This is a genomic window from Ralstonia sp. OTU4908 (assembly GCF_038440115.1).
Lineage (GTDB): Bacteria > Pseudomonadota > Gammaproteobacteria > Burkholderiales > Burkholderiaceae > Ralstonia > Ralstonia pickettii.
This window is the reverse complement of the sequence record NZ_JASATD010000008.1, coordinates 20,002-36,037: the sequence shown is the minus strand read 5'-3', so window position 1 is coordinate 36,037 and position 16,036 is coordinate 20,002. Positions and strand designations below refer to the sequence as shown.

Genomic DNA, 16,036 nt, shown 5'->3' with positions numbered 1-16,036 from the left:
CCGACGCTACTGCGCCAGAAATTTAACGACGGCACCCACCGTAACCTGCGTCTGCTCCTCCATCAACCAATGCCCCGCATCCGGAATCACCAGCGCCTGCACGTTGGTGGCGGCATTGCGCATGACGATGGCCTCGTTCTCGCCGAAGGACTTGGCGCCCCCAATGGCGAGCACCGGCATGGGCAGCTTGGTGGCGATGGCTTTCTGGTTGTCCTCCGCGTCTTGCGGGATCGACAGGAATTGCGCAAACGCTGAATGCATGGCGCCCGGTTTGGCGTAAAGGCGGGCGTAGTGGACGCGGGTGGCTTCGTCGATCTTGGAGGGGTTGCCGGCAAACTCATTCCAGAACCGGTCGAGGTAGATGCGCTCGCGGCCTTTGACGAGCCGCTCGGCATCGGGGCCGCCGAACGAGAAGTGCCAGAGCTTGGGCGAGCGGACGATCTGCTCCCACGGCGGCACACCGGGCACGGGCGCATCCATCACGACCAGCCGCGTGGTCTTGTCCGGGTAGCGCGCCGCATAAGCAAACGCCACCATGGTGCCGATGTCGTGGCCCACCACATCGGCCTGGTCGATGTTCAGTTTGGTGAGCACCGCGCGGATGTCGCCGGCCTGGGTGCGCTTGTCATAGCTGCCCTCGGGGTGCGACGACAAACCCATGCCGCGCAGATCCGGCACCACCACGGTATGCGTGCGCGCCAGCTCGGCGGCGAGCGGTGCCCACATGTCACCCGTATCGCCAAAGCCATGCAGCAACACCACCGCCGGGCCGCTGCCGCCCACGCGCACAAACAGCGTCGCCCCGTCGGTCTGGATGTTCTGGTGCCGAAAGCCCGGCGGATAGGGCTTCACCTGCGCTTGCACAAGGGGCGTCATGGCGAGCATGAGCGCGACGGCTGCAAACAGTTTTCGCATGGCTGTTCTCTTGGGGGAGTGGGGCGGCTGGCCAAGCCGGAAGCAGCCTGCAGATCGGGCCGCACACCGTCGGAAACGCGCGATGCCGGGCCTCGTCAAGAGTAGTACGCGCCACGCGGGGTGCAAGCGTGAAGGAGAGGGGAGGCGCGCGCTGGCGCTTTGGGGTTACGTCTGCGGCGGATGCTCGCCCGACGATTCGATGACGTTGGGATGGCTGCTCGCAACAAGGCGCGGTTCAAGCAGGTTGTGCAGCAGCACGCCCAGCACGGCGCCTGCGCATTCGGCCAGCACAAACCCCGGCACGCTGCCGGGCGCGATGCCGGCAAAGCTGTTGCTGAACATGCGCCCGAACGCGGCCGCCGGGTTGGCGAACGATGTCGACGCCGTGAACCAGTACGCCGCGCCGATGTACGCCGCCACCGTCGATGCAGCCCGCCCGTTGGGCGCCCGCAGGATGACGAGCAGCAGGCCGGCGGTGGCCACCGCTTCGGCAATCCACTGCCCCGTGCCGCTGCGCACCTTGGTGGAGAACTGCAGCAGGGTCATGTCGAACATGGCGTGCGCCAGCCATGCGCCCAGCGCCGCGCCCAGCATTTGCGCAACGATGTACGGCAGCAGGGCGGCGCCGGGCAGCTCGCCACGCGCCGCCATCACAGCGCTCACCACCGGATTGAAGTGCGCCCCGCTGATGGGCCCCAAGGCTTCGATCAGCACGTAGAGCCCGCCCACCGTGGCGGCCGTGTTGGCAAGCAACGCGATCGCGACGTTTCCGCCAGACAGGCGTTCGGCCATGATCCCGGAGCCGATCACGATGGCCAGCAGCAGCGCCGTACCCAGTGCTTCGGCGGTGAGCCGGCTGCGCAGTTCGACCATGGTGTTCAGGCCTGTGCAATGCGTTCCAGCGCGGCCTGCAGCTCGGCGTTGCTGAGGGTGTCGAGCGGCAGCGCCAGCAACTGCAGCATGCGGTAGCCGATGGCCTGGCGTGTCAGTTCAAAGGCTTGCCGCTTGCCCTCGTCGCCGCCTGGCGCGTTGGAGGGGTCGGCGTAGCCCCAATGCACTTTGACCGGACTGCCGGGCCAGTAGGGGCAGGTTTCCGCTGCCGCGCTGTCGCACACGGTGATGACGATGCGCATCTGCGGGGCGCCGTCGCCCACGAATTCGTCCCAGCTCTTGCTGCGGTAGCCGGTGGTGTCGATGCCGGCGTTGGCGAGGGCTTCCAGGGCGAACGGGTTGAGGCGGCCGCTCGGCGCGCTGCCGGCGCTGTAGGCGCGCACGTCTTTGCCGAGTTGTTTGGCCCAATGGTTGAGCATCCCTTCGCTCAGCACGCTGCGTGCGGAGTTGTGGGTGCAGAGGATGAGGACGTTGGTGGTGCGGGCGGCGGTGGGGGTGGTCAGCATTGGCAGTCTGTGCGGGCGCTCAGGCAGGCGTTGCCCTGGCAGCAGTTGTCGGTCAGGAAGCCCAGCAGGGCGTTCATGCGGTCATACGCCGCGCGGTAGATCAGGTTGCGGCCGTCGCGCTCTTGTGTCACGAGGCGGGCGGTCGTCAGTTCCTTGAGGTGGAACGACAACGTGGCGCCCGGCACGTCGAGCTGTTCGGCAATCGCACCCGGCGTGAGGCCGGTCGGGCCGGCCACCACCAGCATGCGAAACACCTGCAGGCGAATGCCGTGGGCCAGCGCGGCGAGGGATCGGATGGCGTCGGTCTCTTCCATAGTTCCAACATATTGAAACTATTGAATGACAGGCGCGTGTCAATCAACCGATTGCGTCGTCCATGGCGAACCCCCGCATGCCGCTTTGCCCACAACCCTGCCACGGCCTCGATGCCCCACAGAGGGTTTATAGGTTTACTTCTTTATGTATACAGATAGTAGTAGTAGATAACGGTGGATAAGTCCTGTGGATAAGCAATAAAACCGCTTTGACATCAACGACTTGCAGAACGGACAACCCATCGGACAGCGTGTGCCGTTGCGTGGATGACTGCGGGGGATCGCGTCGGGGCCCGTCGTCCCGGTGGGAAGTTATTCCCGTGCTGTCTGCACGCTGACCCCGGAGAACCAACACGCTTGTCCCTGGAGTTATTCACAGAGGGAGCGCAGGTTATCCACAGTGGCGTCTGCCCCGCGCGGCTAGTGCGGGTAGTACTCCAGTTCCGCAATGCGCGCTCGGATTGCCTCCACGTTCAGCCCTTCGATATCGGGGCTTGCCACCGAACCGGCGTCTGCCCGCCACGGCGCGTTGTCCGCCGCCTTCTGTGCGTTCCGATAGGCCAGCCACGCACGTTGTGCGTTGCGGATGGCCTCGCGCGATACGGGGTCGGATTTGCTCATCACCGCCTGGTACAGCGTGTTCATCTGGCGGTCGTAGGCCTGATACGCGGCGTGCGTGCACTCGGTCATGCCAGCCGTGGTTTCGCCGCGCGGGGTTTTCAGGCATAGCTCCAGCGCGTCGTCGACGGGGTCGGCGGCCGAGGCGGCTAGGGACAGCAGCAGCGCGGCAGCGACGGATAGTATGCGTGCGACACCACGCGCGGCCCGGATGGCTGGGCGGCGGGTCGGACGGATCTGCTGGTCGAGCATCGGAAATGCCATCGCATACCTCATCGTTTTTACGGCAGGGGTGGTTGCCATGGTAGGAAAAGTCTTCCCGTGCGGCACAGGGCGTGGATGCTGGGTGCTCTCATCCTGGCCACTAGGCCATCTCGCCGACCCAAAGGCTGATAACGCAAACACGACGGCCGTCCTATACCTGTGGTGTTCGGCCATGCGCGGGCGTGGCGGCCGTGGTGGCCTTGGTGACCTCGTTGCGGCGCTTGCCCTGGCCATCATCCAGGAGGCAGATCATGCGCATGCTCGTCAACGTGCGGATTCCGCACGAACCCTTCAACACCTATGTGCGCGACGGCTCCATCGCCGAGCGGATTCCGCGCGTGCTGGCCGAGAGCAAGCCCGAGGCGGTGTACTTCACCGAGCAGAGCGGCCATCGCGGCGCGGTGCTCATCGTGAATGTGGAATCGGCCTCGCACATTCCAGCGTTGGCCGAGCCGTGGTTCCTGCAGTTCAACGCAGACTGCGAGTTCCGCATTGCGATGAGCGCGGAAGATTTGCAGAAAGCGGGGTTGGCGGAGATTGGCGCCAAGTGGAAGTGAGATCGCGGCTGGGCGCGTTGTGTCAGCGATGCAGCAGCGGATACAGCGCCAGGCCAAGCAATGCGGCGCCCGCCACGATCACCGGTTCGGGCAGCTTCTTGAACTTCACGAGCAGCAGCACCGTCGCCACGGCCAGCAGCGCCGTCGGTACATCGACGATGGAGCGCTTGGCCAGGACGATCACCGCGCCGGTAATAGCGCCCACCGCTGCCGCCGTCACGCCATCCACAAACGCGAGGATGGAGGGCAGCTTGCCGTATTTCTTGAAGTACGGTGCCGGCAGGATGGTGAAGAGGTAGCACGGCAGGAACGTACCGAGCGCGGCCACGCACGCACCGGGCAGGCCCGCCACCAGGTAGCCGATAAAGCCGACAGTGATGACCACCGGGCCGGGCGTGATCATCGCCACGGCCACCGCGTCGACGAACTGCTTTTCGTTGAGCCAGTGGTGTTCCGTGACCACGCCGCCGTAGAGGAACGGCACGATGGCCAGCCCCGAACCGAACACGAACGCACCAGCCTTGGCGAAGAACGCGCCAAGCTGCGAGAGCAGCGAAGAATCCATCGTGCCGAGCAGGCTGCTGGCCGCTGCGACCGGGGCAACGGCTACGGCGTTCATGCGGCCCTGGCGCAGCCACCGGGGCGGTGCGCGCCAGAACCACACCAGCACACCCGCAGCCACAAACAGCCAGGCCACTTCGGATTCCGTCACGACCGTCACCGCCGCCAGCAAGAGATAGACGGCCCACAGCAGCTTGTCCTTGCCGACGCTCTTGGTGGTGAGCTTGTGCGCGCTGATGGCGATGATGCCGATCACTGCGGCACCCACGCCATAGAACACCGATTGCATCCAGGTCAGCCCGCCAAAGCGCACATAAGCCCAGCCCAGCGCCACCACCATCAGGAACGAAGGCAGCACGAACGCAAGGCCGACCAGCGTGGCGCCGACGATGCGGTAGTGCACGTAGCCAAGGTAGATGGCCAGTTGCGCGGCCAGCGGCCCCGGTGCGAGCTGGGCCAGCGCAAGGCCTTCCTTGTAGTCCGCTTCGGTAATCCACTGGCGGGTATCGACCAGATCGCGGCGCATGTAGCCGGCCAGCGCGACCGGGCCGCCGAAGCCCAGTGCGCCAAGCCGGAGGAAATACAGCAGCAGTTGCCGCAGCGTGTAGGTGGGGCGTTCGGGAGCAAGGTTCATGAGTTGCCTGTCATGGGTGAAAGCCGTCAGGGTTTCCGGCTGCCGGAAAAATGCACGTACAGCGAGTCGAGCACGGTGCCGATCTCTGCGAGCAAGGCATCGTCATCGGCCAGCCGTTTGCGGGCGCCCGCCAGGATCGCTTCGAACCCGCCGGCTTCAGGCGTGGCCGCGCCGCCCACATCGAGCGCATGCACCATGGCGCCCAGACGCGCGAGCCCCGGGTTGTCATCGAGCCCAAAGCTGGCGATGAGCACCTCGAACGAAACGCGCTCGCCAACATGCGTAAATGTGGCACCGTCAAAGTCGAAACCTAGCGCTTCTGCTGGGCAATCGGCCGGGCTGTCGAGCCACAGGAACCGGGCGTGCGGGTCGATGAAGCGCTGGATGAGCCAAGCGCTGGCAACGCGGTCCACCCACAGGTGCCGGCGGGTTGCCCACAGGCGGCCCTGGTGCTGCGTGGGATCACGCCGGGGGATGCCGCCCGCCGCGGCACGCGGTTCGCCCGGCGAGTGTGTGGCTTCGGCCGCCGCAGCAAAGTCGCGCCATTGCGCATCGGCACGCACGGTCGCTTCATTGGAGAAAAAGTCGATCTTGCGGATGGCTTCGTAGGCGCGGGCATGGCGGCGCAGAAGCCGGTTGCGCTCGGCGGTGGGCAGGTCGGGGAGCGTCTTGCGCGCCTCAGACAGCTCGGCCAGCCATTCGGCGTAGTCTGGCGTGCGGTCGAACAGGGCGCGGTAGGCCGCGTCTTCCGCCGCATCGCCGGCTTGCACGCGCAGCACCCATGCCTGGCCGTTTTCCTGCAGCGTCTCGTCTGCCAACTCGTTGAGCTGTGCCGCATGCTCGGCACGCGCAGGCAGCAGGTAGACGCCATCGCGCAACGCCGCACAGCCGATCGCCTTGATGGCGCGCCAGATACGCATGCGCGCGGTGGCTCGGGCAGTGGGTAGGCTGACGATCAGCAACAACCAGGAATCGGGGGAGGCGGTCATGACGGCAGCATAGGCGTGCGTCACAACCGCTGCAATGTTGTAGAGATTGCTACATTAGCGCGGCGACAGGCCCATGGCTTTCACCAGGAACGCGTTGACGTCGGCCTCGGCGCGTTTGGCTTGCTCCAGGTTGGCGCCAGTGGAGACACCCCGGGTGGTGCAGCGCGTGTAGTCGGCCTGCATGGCCTGGAGGTTGGCGTACTTCTCGCCGCCTGGCAGCCGGTAGTACGCATCGTGCTGCACGTCGATCAGGGTCTGCGGGCAATCGCGCGCCGTAGTCGCACCTGGGAAGTACTTGAAGTACGCACGCGTGTTGTCGAAGTCGTGATACGCGCCGGGGTACACGTGCACCTCGACGGTCTGCCCATCACGCTGCATGATCTCCGCGGCGTTGCGGCATAGCTGCGCGGGTGTGTAGTCGTCTTTCTCGCCCAGCGCGAGCATGAGCGGGGCGCCGGTCAGCGGTGGCGGCGGGATCTCCCACCAGAGCGCCGAGCACCCGGGGTAGAAGCCGATGAGCGCTGCAAACCGCGTGTCGTCACCGATGACGCCTTTGCGGAACGCGTCGAGCGTCATGTCCAGTGACACACCACCGCCGCGCGAGAACCCGATCTGGCCGATGCGCTTCGGGTCGATGCGCGGGTCGGTGCTCAGCAGCTTGAGCGCGAACAGGGCGTCGGCGTCGTTGGCGGCGGGGTTCAACTGCGATTGGTTGTCCATCGTATTGGCAATGCCGCGTGGGCCAAACGAATCCACCACGAACGCGGCCATGCCCATCTGGTTGAACAGCCGCACCCACCGGTCGACGTCTTTCTGCTGCGGCCCGGCCGAGCCGTGCGAGATCACCATCGCTGGCACCGGGCCCTGCAGGTTCTCGGGCAGGTACAACGTGCCCCAGATGGGCGTCGGCGTCTTGTCGAACTTGCGATGCGCCAGCTCCCATTTGCTCTTGGGGGTGACGCTGTTGAAGTGGATGCGGCCGGTGGGTTGTGCCGAGAGATCGCTGACGATTTGCTGCGCCGATGCGGGCGCGGAGATCAGCGCCATGACGGAAACAACGCGAAACAGGCGGCGCAACAAGCCGACGGTCGAGAGCCTTCTCATGAGGGATCCTGGCGGTGGGGCGGAGGTGGTGATTGTGCGCTTGTGGGTAGCGGGATTCCAAACAACACCGGCCCCTCTCAATGGCCGGGCAGCTCCGCACCCCACGCCGCCGTAACATTGCCGCCAAGCCGCCATTCAGAAAACGGGCGGCGCGGTGCAATCAGCGCAGGCAGCCGCGGGTCTCGCGCGTGGACATAGTAGGGCTCCATCCAGCACAGCTCATCCTGGAAGGTCCACGGAAACAGCGCCTGCTTGATCGGCGTGATTTTTTCGAAGCTCGCCGGGTCAACCACCGCATCGATCACCAGGTTCGCCAGGCGGCCGATGGCGTGGTTGTTCTCGCGGTACAGGTCGATATGGCGCCGCTGCACCAGCTCCGCCGCAAACACCAGCGGGATCAGCGCGAACGTGTGGTAGTGCAGCGCGCGATCGCCGCGCTTGACCTCGCGGGCCAGCGCGCCGTCGGGGCCGATATCGCGAATGCCCTCGCGAACGCGCAGGAGTCCGGAGTCGATCAGGTCGCTGTTGTCCGTCGCAGTGCCGATGGCAATCAGATTGAGGCCGGCCCAGTACACCAGGTTGTTATGCAGATGGTTGATCGCCTCGGCGTTGCGGGTGGCGATCGCAATGCGCTCGAGCCACGGTGTGATCGCATCGAGCTGCGCCTGGTTTCGCTTGCGGATCTCGCTTGGCATGCGCAGCAGCACCATGGCGAAATCCGTTCCGGCCCACGATCGTTCGTAGTGGCCCTGATAGCCGGAAATCTTGCCCATCAGCGCATCGGCATCGGCCCAGGTTCGAAGCTGGCTCAGCGCGCACGTCCAATCGCCCTTGTCGGCTGACGCGTTGAGTTGCGCGATGAAATTGCGCATCGGTTTTACGTCGCGCGTGTAGCCCGCGGCGGCGTCGTAAAAGCCGGGGGGATCGATCGTCTGGACGGGTGCGGGAATCTCACAGGCGCGGGCCGCATGCACCAAGCCGAAGCCTGCGCCGACGACCAGCGAAAAAGCTAACAACGTTCGAACGTACGCGCGACGCATTTCGACCTCCGGGGCGGGGCGGCAAAGGACGGCAGACGGGGGAAGACCGGAGCGGGCGGGCTTGCGAGAGTCGATGCCCGCACACGAAAAACGGCGTGGTTCGCGGTGCCGTTGACGGGGGTTACAAACGGTAGCGACTATGAAAAAGAGCCGCATCGAGCGGCTCTTCTGACGTCAGCGGCAACGTGTCCTTACTGCGCGTTATCCCCACCGTCCTGCGCCTCACGCTCTTCGCGTTCCTCGCGCTCTTCACGGGGCAGGGTGAGCATGCCGGTGTTGTACACGTACTCGTACACCTCGCCGTAGCGGCCCCATTCGATGCCGATCTTGAGCACGCGCTCGGCTTCTTCGGGCTTGAGGTACGCCTCAAGTTCGCGCAGCACATGCTCTTCGCGGATCTCGCCGTCTTCGTTGGCTTCCAGCTCGGCGCGGATGTGCGCGGCCAGGGCCACGCGTTCCAGCAGCTTCTGGCCGAACAGCACCTTGCGCTCGGGCGGTTCGGTTTCCATGTAGGTCTTGCCGAACGGCGTGACGATGATGTCCCCGCGCTCGATGGTGGCCAGTTGCAGCAGCGCCAGCGCTTCGCAGGCGGGCAGCAGGTCGTCGTCGGTCACGCCGGCTTCTTCTGCCAGGTGTGGCAGGTCGGCGCGGCCGTTGAACGGCGCTTCGACCAGCAGGTCCAGGATGGCCTCCATCTGGCCGATCTCGGCATCGGGCAGGCGGTAGGCAAGCTGCTCGGCAGCGGGCTCCACGCCCACATGCACGCCCACGCGCTCCGGCGATGTCATCAGCCCATACACTTCGTCGATAAGGTTGCGCACCGCGGCGGAATCTCGGTTGCGGGGGCGCGGGAACGGCACACGCACCTCGGCGCGGATACGCCCCGGATCGCTCGAGAGGATGACGATGCGGTCCGCCATCATCACCGCCTCTTCAATGTTGTGCGAGACAATCAGGATGCTCTTGATATTGGTGCGGCGGTCTTCCCACAGGTCGAGCATTTCGTCGCGCAGGTTTTCGCCGGTCAGCACGTCGAGGGCCGAGAACGCTTCGTCCATCAGCAGCAGGTCGGGCTCGGTCACCAGCGCGCGCGCAATGCCCACACGTTGGCGCATGCCACCGGAGAGTTCGCGTGGCAGGGCGCTGTTGAAGCCGGACAGGCCGATCAGGTCGATGGCCTGTTCGGCGCGCTCTTCACGCTCGGCCTTGGACACGCCTTGCGCCTCCAGGCCCAGCTCCACATTCTGCTGCACCGTCAGCCACGGAAACAGCGCAAACGACTGGAACACCATCGCAATGCCCTGCACGGGGCCGGAGTATTCACGCCCACGAAACAGCACCTGCCCGCGATCGGCGCGCACCAGACCCGCCATGATGCGCAGCAACGTCGATTTGCCCGAGCCGGATTTGCCCAGCATGGCGACGATCTCGCCCTGGCGCAGGTTGAGGTCCACGCCTTCGAGCACGGCACGGTCTGTGTGGTCTGCGGTGCGGAAGATCTTCGAGACGCCGCGCAGCTCCATGACGCTTTCAGCGTTCTGGCTATGGGTGCTGGTGGTAACCATGTGTGTTCTCTGCTGAAAAGTCGTCGTCGTTACAGGCGGGTGCGCTCTTGCGCTATGTCATACAAGCGGTTCCACAGCAGCCGGTTGAAGCCGACCACGAACAGGCTCATCACGGCAATCCCGAGTGCAATGCGCGGGAAGTCGCCCTTGGCGGTCATCTCGGCAATGTAGCTGCCCAGGCCCGTCGCCACGAGCGTGCGGTCGCCCCAGGACACATATTCGGAGACGATGCTGGCGTTCCACGAACCGCCGGCGGCCGTCACCAGGCCCGTCAGCAGGTTGGGGAACACGGCGGGAATGAGGAAGCGCTTCCACAGCAGCCAGCCGCGCAGGCCGAAGTTGCGGGCCGCCAGTTTGAGTTCGGTCGGGATGGCCGACGCGCCGGCAATCACGTTGAAGAGGATGTACCACTGCGTGCCGAAAATCATCAGCGGGCTCAACCAGATTTCAGGGTTGAGCGCGAAGCGCGCGATAAGCATGACCGCCAGCGGGAACATCAGGTTGGCCGGGAACGCCGCCAGGAACTGCGCCACCGGCTGGGCGATGCGTGCCACGTTCGGGTTCAGGCCGATGCGGATGCCGATCGGCACCCACACCAGCGCGGCCAGCGCAATCAGCAGGATCACGCGCAGCATGGTCAGGAAACCGAGCCAGAAGACATGGCCGACCTCGGCCCAGCCCACCTCGGAGCGCACGAACTGCAGCACGTGCGCCACCGCCATCAGCGCGGCCAGGATGATGACCACATCGGCCACGCGGTGCGACCACGGGAAGCGCGGCAGGAATCCGTTCGAACCGGCAGCCGTGGGCCGCGTGCGTTCGGCCCCCCAGGACAGCGTGTGCTCGGCCAGGGCAGCGGTGCGCTCCAGCAGTGCCTTGACCCACTCGGAACGGCGCAGCAGATCCAGCAGCCACGATTGCGGCTCGCGCTCCGACGACATCGTGTCGAAGCGGAAGCGGTCTGCCCAGGCGATCAGCGGGCGGAACAGCAGCTGGTCGTACAGGATGATGCCGATCAGCATGGCCAGGATGGCCCAGCCGATGGCCGGCAGGTTCTGCTGCTGGATCGCCAGCGAGATGTACGAACCGATGCCCGGCAGCTTGATGTCGTGGCCCGACACCGAGATGGCTTCCGACGCCACCACGAAGAACCAGCCGCCCGACATCGACATCATCATGTTCCACAGCAGGCCCGGCATGGCGAAGGGCACTTCCAGGCGCCAGAAGCGCTGCCACTTCGACAGCCGGAACACCGTGGCGGCCTCTTCCAGGTCGGTCGGGATGGTGCGGAACGATTGGTACAACGAGAACGCCATGTTCCACGCCTGCGACGTGAAGATGGCGAAGATGGCCGCGCATTCCACGCCCACCAGGTTGCCCGGGAACAGCGCAATGAAACCCGTGACGGTGATCGACAGGAAACCCAGCACCGGAATCGATTGCAGGATGTCCAGCGCCGGCACCATCACCTTCTCGGCCGTGCGGTTCTTGGACGCGATGGCGGCAAACGCAAACGAGAACGCCAGCGACGCGCCCAGCGCCAGCAGCATGCGGATGCTGGTGCGCAGCAGGTAATAGGGCAGTTCAATGACGTCGAGGCTGACGTCCAGGTGTTCGCCGGGCGTGTATGGCACGTTCATCTGCTTGGCGGCATACGCCACGAGCACGATGGCGGCCAGGATGATCGGCAGCAGCGCCAGGTCGAAGCGGTTGGGCGGCGCCGTCAGCAGGTTGCCGAAGTTGACGCCAAAGTTGGTACCGAAGGTGGTACCCAAGCGGCCCCGGATGGTGGTTTCGTTGTCGTTCTGCTGCATCTTGGATAACCGGGACGGAAACCGCGGATGAATTTCGGGCGCCTCAAGGCCTGGGGCCGAAGCGCAATACATGGCATGGCGTACTACGGGGCTGGGCGCAGTGCTTAGCTGAAGCGTTGCTTGGCACCCGGCGGCAAGCCGCCTAGTTTACCTTGCGTAACGTCAGAGCCCGCCGCGCGGTTGTCAGTCTGACGACGTCACATTCCAGAAATGTGACAGAGATGCGACAACGCCGGCTTGTCATGTTTTACCCAACACATCATCTGCCGTTTGTTTCGGAGGCCCGCCATGTCCGCCATTGCACGAGTGATCGTTACCGTACAAGGCCGCGTGCAGGGCGTCGGCTACCGCGCGGCGTGTGCCCACCGCGCCCGTCTGCTTGGCTTGCGCGGCTGGGTACGGAATCGCCGCGACGGGGCGGTGGAGGCCTTCTTGGCGGGCCCGGAGGCCAATGTGCTCAGCATGCGGGAATGGATGTGGGAAGGGCCGGACAGCGCACACGTTACGCAGCTGGACGTTGCCACGGGCGACCATGAGGCACCGGGGCCCGGCTTCGAGATCCGCCCCACCGTGTAATGTCTGGCAACCAACGGACACGGATTCGACACGAAACCGTCACCTAGCGCACAAGCTCGGCTCCTAGAATCGGTCACCCAGCCCCCTTCCTGGTGACCCGTCATGTCGCATCCCCTCTCCGTCCAGCCCGGTGCCGTGCCCGGACGCTTCCGCAACCTTGGTATTGCAGCCTTCCTGCTGATGCTGGCGGGTGGCGCCGCCTACGTGGTGAGTCATCTGGTGACCGATCTGGAAGGCGTATCGACCAGCTCGGCGTTGCCGTTCGTGCTGCTGGGCATTGCGCTGCTCATCGCGCTGGGCTTCGAGTTCGTCAACGGGTTTCATGACACGGCCAATGCGGTTGCCACGGTCATTTATACGCATTCGCTGTCGCCGCACCTGGCGGTGGTGTGGTCGGGCGCGTGGAATTTTGCCGGGGTGCTGGTGTCCAGCGGCGCTGTGGCCTTCGGCATCCTGCAGTTGCTGCCGGTGGAGCTGATCCTGCAGGTGGGCAGCCACTCGGGCTTTGCGATGGTGTTTGCGCTGCTGATCGCGGCCATCATCTGGAACCTGGCGACCTGGTATCTGGGGTTGCCGTCTTCCAGCTCGCACACGCTCATCGGTTCGATCATCGGCGTGGGCCTGATGAACCAGCTCCTGCACGGCGCGAACGGCACCAGTGGCGTGGACTGGAGCCAGGCGCTGGGGGTGGGCAAGTCGCTGCTGTTTTCGCCCATCGTCGGCTTTCTGCTGGCGGGGCTGCTGCTGTGGGTGCTGAAGGCCGCAGTGCGCGTGCCCGCCCTCTATGCCGAGCCCGAGGGCAACCAGCCGCCGCCGTTCTGGATCCGCGCGCTGCTCATCCTCACGTGCACGGGCGTGTCGTTCGCGCACGGCTCCAACGACGGGCAGAAGGGCATGGGCCTGATCATGCTGATCCTGATCGGCACGGTGCCCACCGTCTACGCGCTCAACCGCGCCGTCACCCCGGCCGAGACGCAGACCTTCCTGGCGGTGTCGCATCAGACTGCGGCCACCTTCGGCAAATACACCAACGGGGTGGCGCCGTCGGCCAATCCGCGCGCCGATGTGGAGGCCTATGTGCAGAAGCGCGTGCTGACGTCGGCCACGCTGCCGGCCGTGCAGGCGTTGACGAACAGCATCGCCGCGCAGGTCGGCGAGACGGGCTCGATTGCCGCCGTGCCGCAGAACGAAGTGGATAACGTGCGCAACAACATGTACCTGGCGTCCGAGGCCATCCGCCTGCTCAAGAAGAGCGGCCAGCCCGCCATTGCCAAGGACGACCAGGCCATCATCGACAACTACAAGCAGCAGCTCGACCACGCCACGAAGTTCATCCCCACGTGGGTGAAGGTGGCCGTGGCGATCGCGCTGGGCCTGGGCACGATGGTGGGCTGGAAGCGCATCGTCATCACTGTGGGCGAGAAGATTGGCAAGCAGCACCTGACGTACGGGCAGGGCGCGTCGGCCGAACTGGTGGCGATGGTGACGATCGGCGCGGCCGATGCATATGGCCTGCCGGTATCGACCACGCATGTGCTGTCGTCCGGCGTGGCGGGCACGATGGCGGCCAATGGCTCCGGGCTGCAGTGGAATACCGTACGCAGCCTGCTGCTGGCCTGGGTGCTGACGCTGCCCGCATCGATCCTGCTGGCGGGCGGCTTGTACTGGCTGTTCCGCGCGATCTTCTGAATATCTGAACGCGCGCATTCAACGAAAAGGGCGACCGCGCAGGCCGCCCCTTTTTGTTTCTCTGATGGCGTTGCCGCCGGTTCAGTACACGTTCGGCACGATCATGTCTTCCGGTACCGGGTGGCGGATGTACTCCGCATGGTGCACGCGCTCGGGCAGCAGCACCGGCGGATGCGGCACAGGGTGGTAAGGCACCTGCCCCAGCAGATGGTGGATGCAGTTCAGGCGCGCGCGCTTCTTGTCGTCGGCCAGCACGACCCACCACGGCGATTCGGGAATGTGCGAGCGCTCGAGCATCACTTCCTTGGCACGCGTATAGGCTTCCCAGCGGCGGCGGCTTTCCAGATCCATCGGGCTGAGCTTCCACTGCTTGAGCGGATCGTCGATGCGGCTCTGGAAACGCACTTCCTGCTCTTCATCGGTGACCGAAAACCAGTACTTGACGATCTGGATGCCCGAGCGCACGAGCATCTTTTCGAACTCGGGGACGGAGCGGAAGAACTCTTCGTATTCCTCGTCGGTGCAAAAGCCCATCACGCGTTCGACGCCGGCGCGGTTGTACCAGCTGCGATCGAACAGGACGATCTCACCCGCGGCGGGCAGATGCGCTACGTAGCGCTGGAAATACCACTGCGTGCGTTCGCGGTTGGTGGGCGCCGGCAGCGCGGCCACGCGGCACACGCGCGGGTTCAGCCGCTGCGTGATGCGCTTGATGGCGCCGCCCTTGCCGGCGGCATCGCGCCCTTCGAAGATCACCACCAGCCGGTGGCCGGTCTCGATCACCCAGTCCTGCAGCTTGACGAGTTCGCCTTGCAGGCGGAACAGCTCGCGGAAGTACATGCGCCGCGTTTCGCGGGCTTCCTCGCTGATGGCTTCGCCGCCGCCGAGCAGGTGGTCGTCGATTTCCATTTCCAGCTCCTCGTCCAGCGTGTCGAGGAGGTCTTCCTGCAGGCGCGCCTGCCGGGCTGCGTCGCGTTCGCTCATGGTGTTGCTCCTGCCGATCTTGCGGATAGTGCCGATGTTGCCGAGAGGCGGCGCTGCGCACGGACAGCGCAGTGCAAGTCTAAGCCCGACTAGGTAGCACGGGCATGTGGCAGGGGAGTGACATGCGGGCGTCACGCCGCCCAAAGGCTTAGCTGGATTCGCCTTCCAGCATGAACTTGGCGCCGTCGTCCTGGCCGAGCAGGCGCACCAGCGCGGGCATGGCTTCCTGCAGTTGCGCCTTCAGCGTCCACGGCGGGTTGACGATGAACATGCCGCTGCCGTGCAAGCCCAGGCCGCCCTCGACCGGGTGCCTGACCGTGAGCGTGACGTGCAGCCAATCCTTGGGGCGCAACTGCTTCAGGCGCGAGGGAAATTGCGCGGCTTCGCGCCGCTGCACCAGCGGATACCAGACCGCATACATGCCGGTGGCAAAGCGTTGCAGGCTGTCTTGCAGGGCCTGCACGGTGCGGGCGTAATCCTGCTTGTCTTCGAAGGACGGATCGATCAGCACCAGCGCACGGCGCGGCGGCGGCGGCAGGATCGCCTTGATGCCGGCAAAGCCGTCGCCGTCGTACAGCATGACCTTGCGGCCTGCACCGCGGAAGTTGTTGGACAGCACCTTGATTTCGGAGCTGTGCAGCTCGAACAGGCGCAGGCGATCGGCATCGCGCAGCATCTGCCACGCCAGCCACGGCGATCCGGGGTAGTGCCGGAGTTCGCCGTTCGGGTTCAGTTCGCGCACCTGGTCGAGGTACGCATCGAGCAACGGCGGCAGCGTTTCGCCGCCTTCGGCCGCACGCCACAAGGGGCCGATGCCGGTATCGAATTCGGCCTTCTTCTGCGCCCATTCGTGATCCAGCGCGTAGAGGCCGGCACCGGCGTGCGTGTCGATGTACCAGAACGGCTTGTCCTTCTGCGTGAGGTAATCGAGCATCTGCACAAGCACGGCGTGCTTGAGGACATCGGCGTGATTGCCGGCGTGGAAGGCGTGACGGTAACTGAGCATCGGCGGGCC

The 16,036-nt window shown here is 65.3% G+C and carries 16 protein-coding genes; 3 read left to right on the top strand and 13 right to left on the bottom strand.

Annotated features, from left to right (window positions below; all coding sequences use genetic code 11):
• Positions 1-6: 6 nt before the first annotated feature.
• The 5 genes from AAHM38_RS09320 to AAHM38_RS09300 all read right to left on the bottom strand — a co-directional run bounded on the left by AAHM38_RS09320 (position 7) and on the right by AAHM38_RS09300 (position 3,508).
• Entirely contained in the window at positions 7-915 is a 909-nt protein-coding gene (locus AAHM38_RS09320) for an alpha/beta fold hydrolase (protein ID WP_015855993.1), read from the bottom strand.
• Positions 916-1,080: 165 nt separating this feature from the next.
• Complete coding sequence (locus AAHM38_RS09315; protein WP_015855992.1) at positions 1,081-1,788, bottom strand: aquaporin; 708 nt, start codon at positions 1,786-1,788, stop codon at positions 1,081-1,083.
• A gap of 5 nt (positions 1,789-1,793) precedes the next feature.
• On the bottom strand, positions 1,794-2,312 hold the full coding sequence (locus AAHM38_RS09310; RefSeq protein ID WP_015855991.1) for an arsenate reductase ArsC: 519 nt from the start codon (positions 2,310-2,312) through the stop codon (positions 1,794-1,796).
• Positions 2,306-2,626 carry an ArsR/SmtB family transcription factor gene (locus AAHM38_RS09305; RefSeq protein WP_015855990.1) on the bottom strand — a complete coding sequence of 107 codons (321 nt, stop codon included), beginning with the start codon at positions 2,624-2,626 and terminating at the stop codon, positions 2,306-2,308. Before AAHM38_RS09305 ends, AAHM38_RS09310 begins: the two co-directional genes overlap by 7 nt.
• A 420-nt stretch (positions 2,627-3,046) precedes the next feature.
• The gene (locus AAHM38_RS09300; RefSeq protein ID WP_015855989.1) at positions 3,047-3,508 is read right to left on the bottom strand and encodes a lysozyme inhibitor LprI family protein; all 462 of its coding nucleotides are present in this window, start codon (positions 3,506-3,508) and stop codon (positions 3,047-3,049) included.
• 251 nt (positions 3,509-3,759) lie between these two features.
• Here AAHM38_RS09300 and AAHM38_RS09295 point away from each other — a divergent pair, with 251 nt between their 5' ends.
• Positions 3,760-4,065: a hypothetical protein gene (locus AAHM38_RS09295; protein ID WP_015855988.1), complete on the top strand. Its 306-nt coding sequence runs from the start codon at positions 3,760-3,762 to the stop codon at positions 4,063-4,065.
• 22 nt (positions 4,066-4,087) lie between these two features.
• On the opposite strand, the gene AAHM38_RS09290 is transcribed toward AAHM38_RS09295, so the two are convergent.
• From AAHM38_RS09290 to AAHM38_RS09265, 6 genes are all read right to left on the bottom strand, one after another.
• Positions 4,088-5,260 carry a chromate transporter gene (locus AAHM38_RS09290; protein WP_015855987.1) on the bottom strand — a complete coding sequence of 391 codons (1,173 nt, stop codon included), beginning with the start codon at positions 5,258-5,260 and terminating at the stop codon, positions 4,088-4,090.
• A 26-nt stretch (positions 5,261-5,286) separates the two neighbouring features.
• A complete protein-coding gene (locus AAHM38_RS09285) occupies positions 5,287-6,249 on the bottom strand; it encodes a chromate resistance protein ChrB domain-containing protein (RefSeq protein ID WP_015855986.1) in 963 nt (320 codons plus the stop codon).
• A 54-nt stretch (positions 6,250-6,303) separates the two neighbouring features.
• Positions 6,304-7,353, bottom strand: coding sequence for a dienelactone hydrolase family protein (locus AAHM38_RS09280; protein ID WP_015855985.1), 1,050 nt, complete (start codon positions 7,351-7,353; stop codon positions 6,304-6,306).
• A gap of 77 nt (positions 7,354-7,430) precedes the next feature.
• Positions 7,431-8,393: a mannuronate-specific alginate lyase gene (locus AAHM38_RS09275; RefSeq protein ID WP_015855984.1), complete on the bottom strand. Its 963-nt coding sequence runs from the start codon at positions 8,391-8,393 to the stop codon at positions 7,431-7,433.
• 191 nt (positions 8,394-8,584) lie between these two features.
• A complete protein-coding gene (locus tag AAHM38_RS09270; protein ID WP_015855983.1) occupies positions 8,585-9,958 on the bottom strand; it encodes an ABC transporter ATP-binding protein in 1,374 nt (457 codons plus the stop codon).
• A gap of 29 nt (positions 9,959-9,987) precedes the next feature.
• The gene (locus AAHM38_RS09265) at positions 9,988-11,772 is read right to left on the bottom strand and encodes an ABC transporter permease (RefSeq protein ID WP_015855982.1); all 1,785 of its coding nucleotides are present in this window, start codon (positions 11,770-11,772) and stop codon (positions 9,988-9,990) included.
• A 288-nt stretch (positions 11,773-12,060) separates the two neighbouring features.
• Between AAHM38_RS09265 and AAHM38_RS09260 the strand changes: the two genes are divergently transcribed.
• Positions 12,061-12,348, top strand: a complete 288-nt coding sequence (locus AAHM38_RS09260; protein ID WP_015855981.1) for an acylphosphatase — start codon at positions 12,061-12,063, stop codon at positions 12,346-12,348.
• A 102-nt stretch (positions 12,349-12,450) separates the two neighbouring features.
• Positions 12,451-14,037 (top strand): inorganic phosphate transporter, encoded by a 1,587-nt coding sequence (locus AAHM38_RS09255; protein ID WP_015855980.1) that lies wholly within the window; start codon positions 12,451-12,453, stop codon positions 14,035-14,037.
• An 81-nt stretch (positions 14,038-14,118) separates the two neighbouring features.
• On the opposite strand, the gene ppk2 is transcribed toward AAHM38_RS09255, so the two are convergent.
• Complete coding sequence (ppk2, locus tag AAHM38_RS09250) at positions 14,119-15,021, bottom strand: polyphosphate kinase 2 (protein ID WP_015855979.1); 903 nt, start codon at positions 15,019-15,021, stop codon at positions 14,119-14,121.
• A gap of 148 nt (positions 15,022-15,169) precedes the next feature.
• On the bottom strand, positions 15,170-16,027 hold the full coding sequence (locus AAHM38_RS09245; protein ID WP_015855978.1) for a 23S rRNA (adenine(2030)-N(6))-methyltransferase RlmJ: 858 nt from the start codon (positions 16,025-16,027) through the stop codon (positions 15,170-15,172).
• Positions 16,028-16,036: the final 9 nt, after the last annotated feature.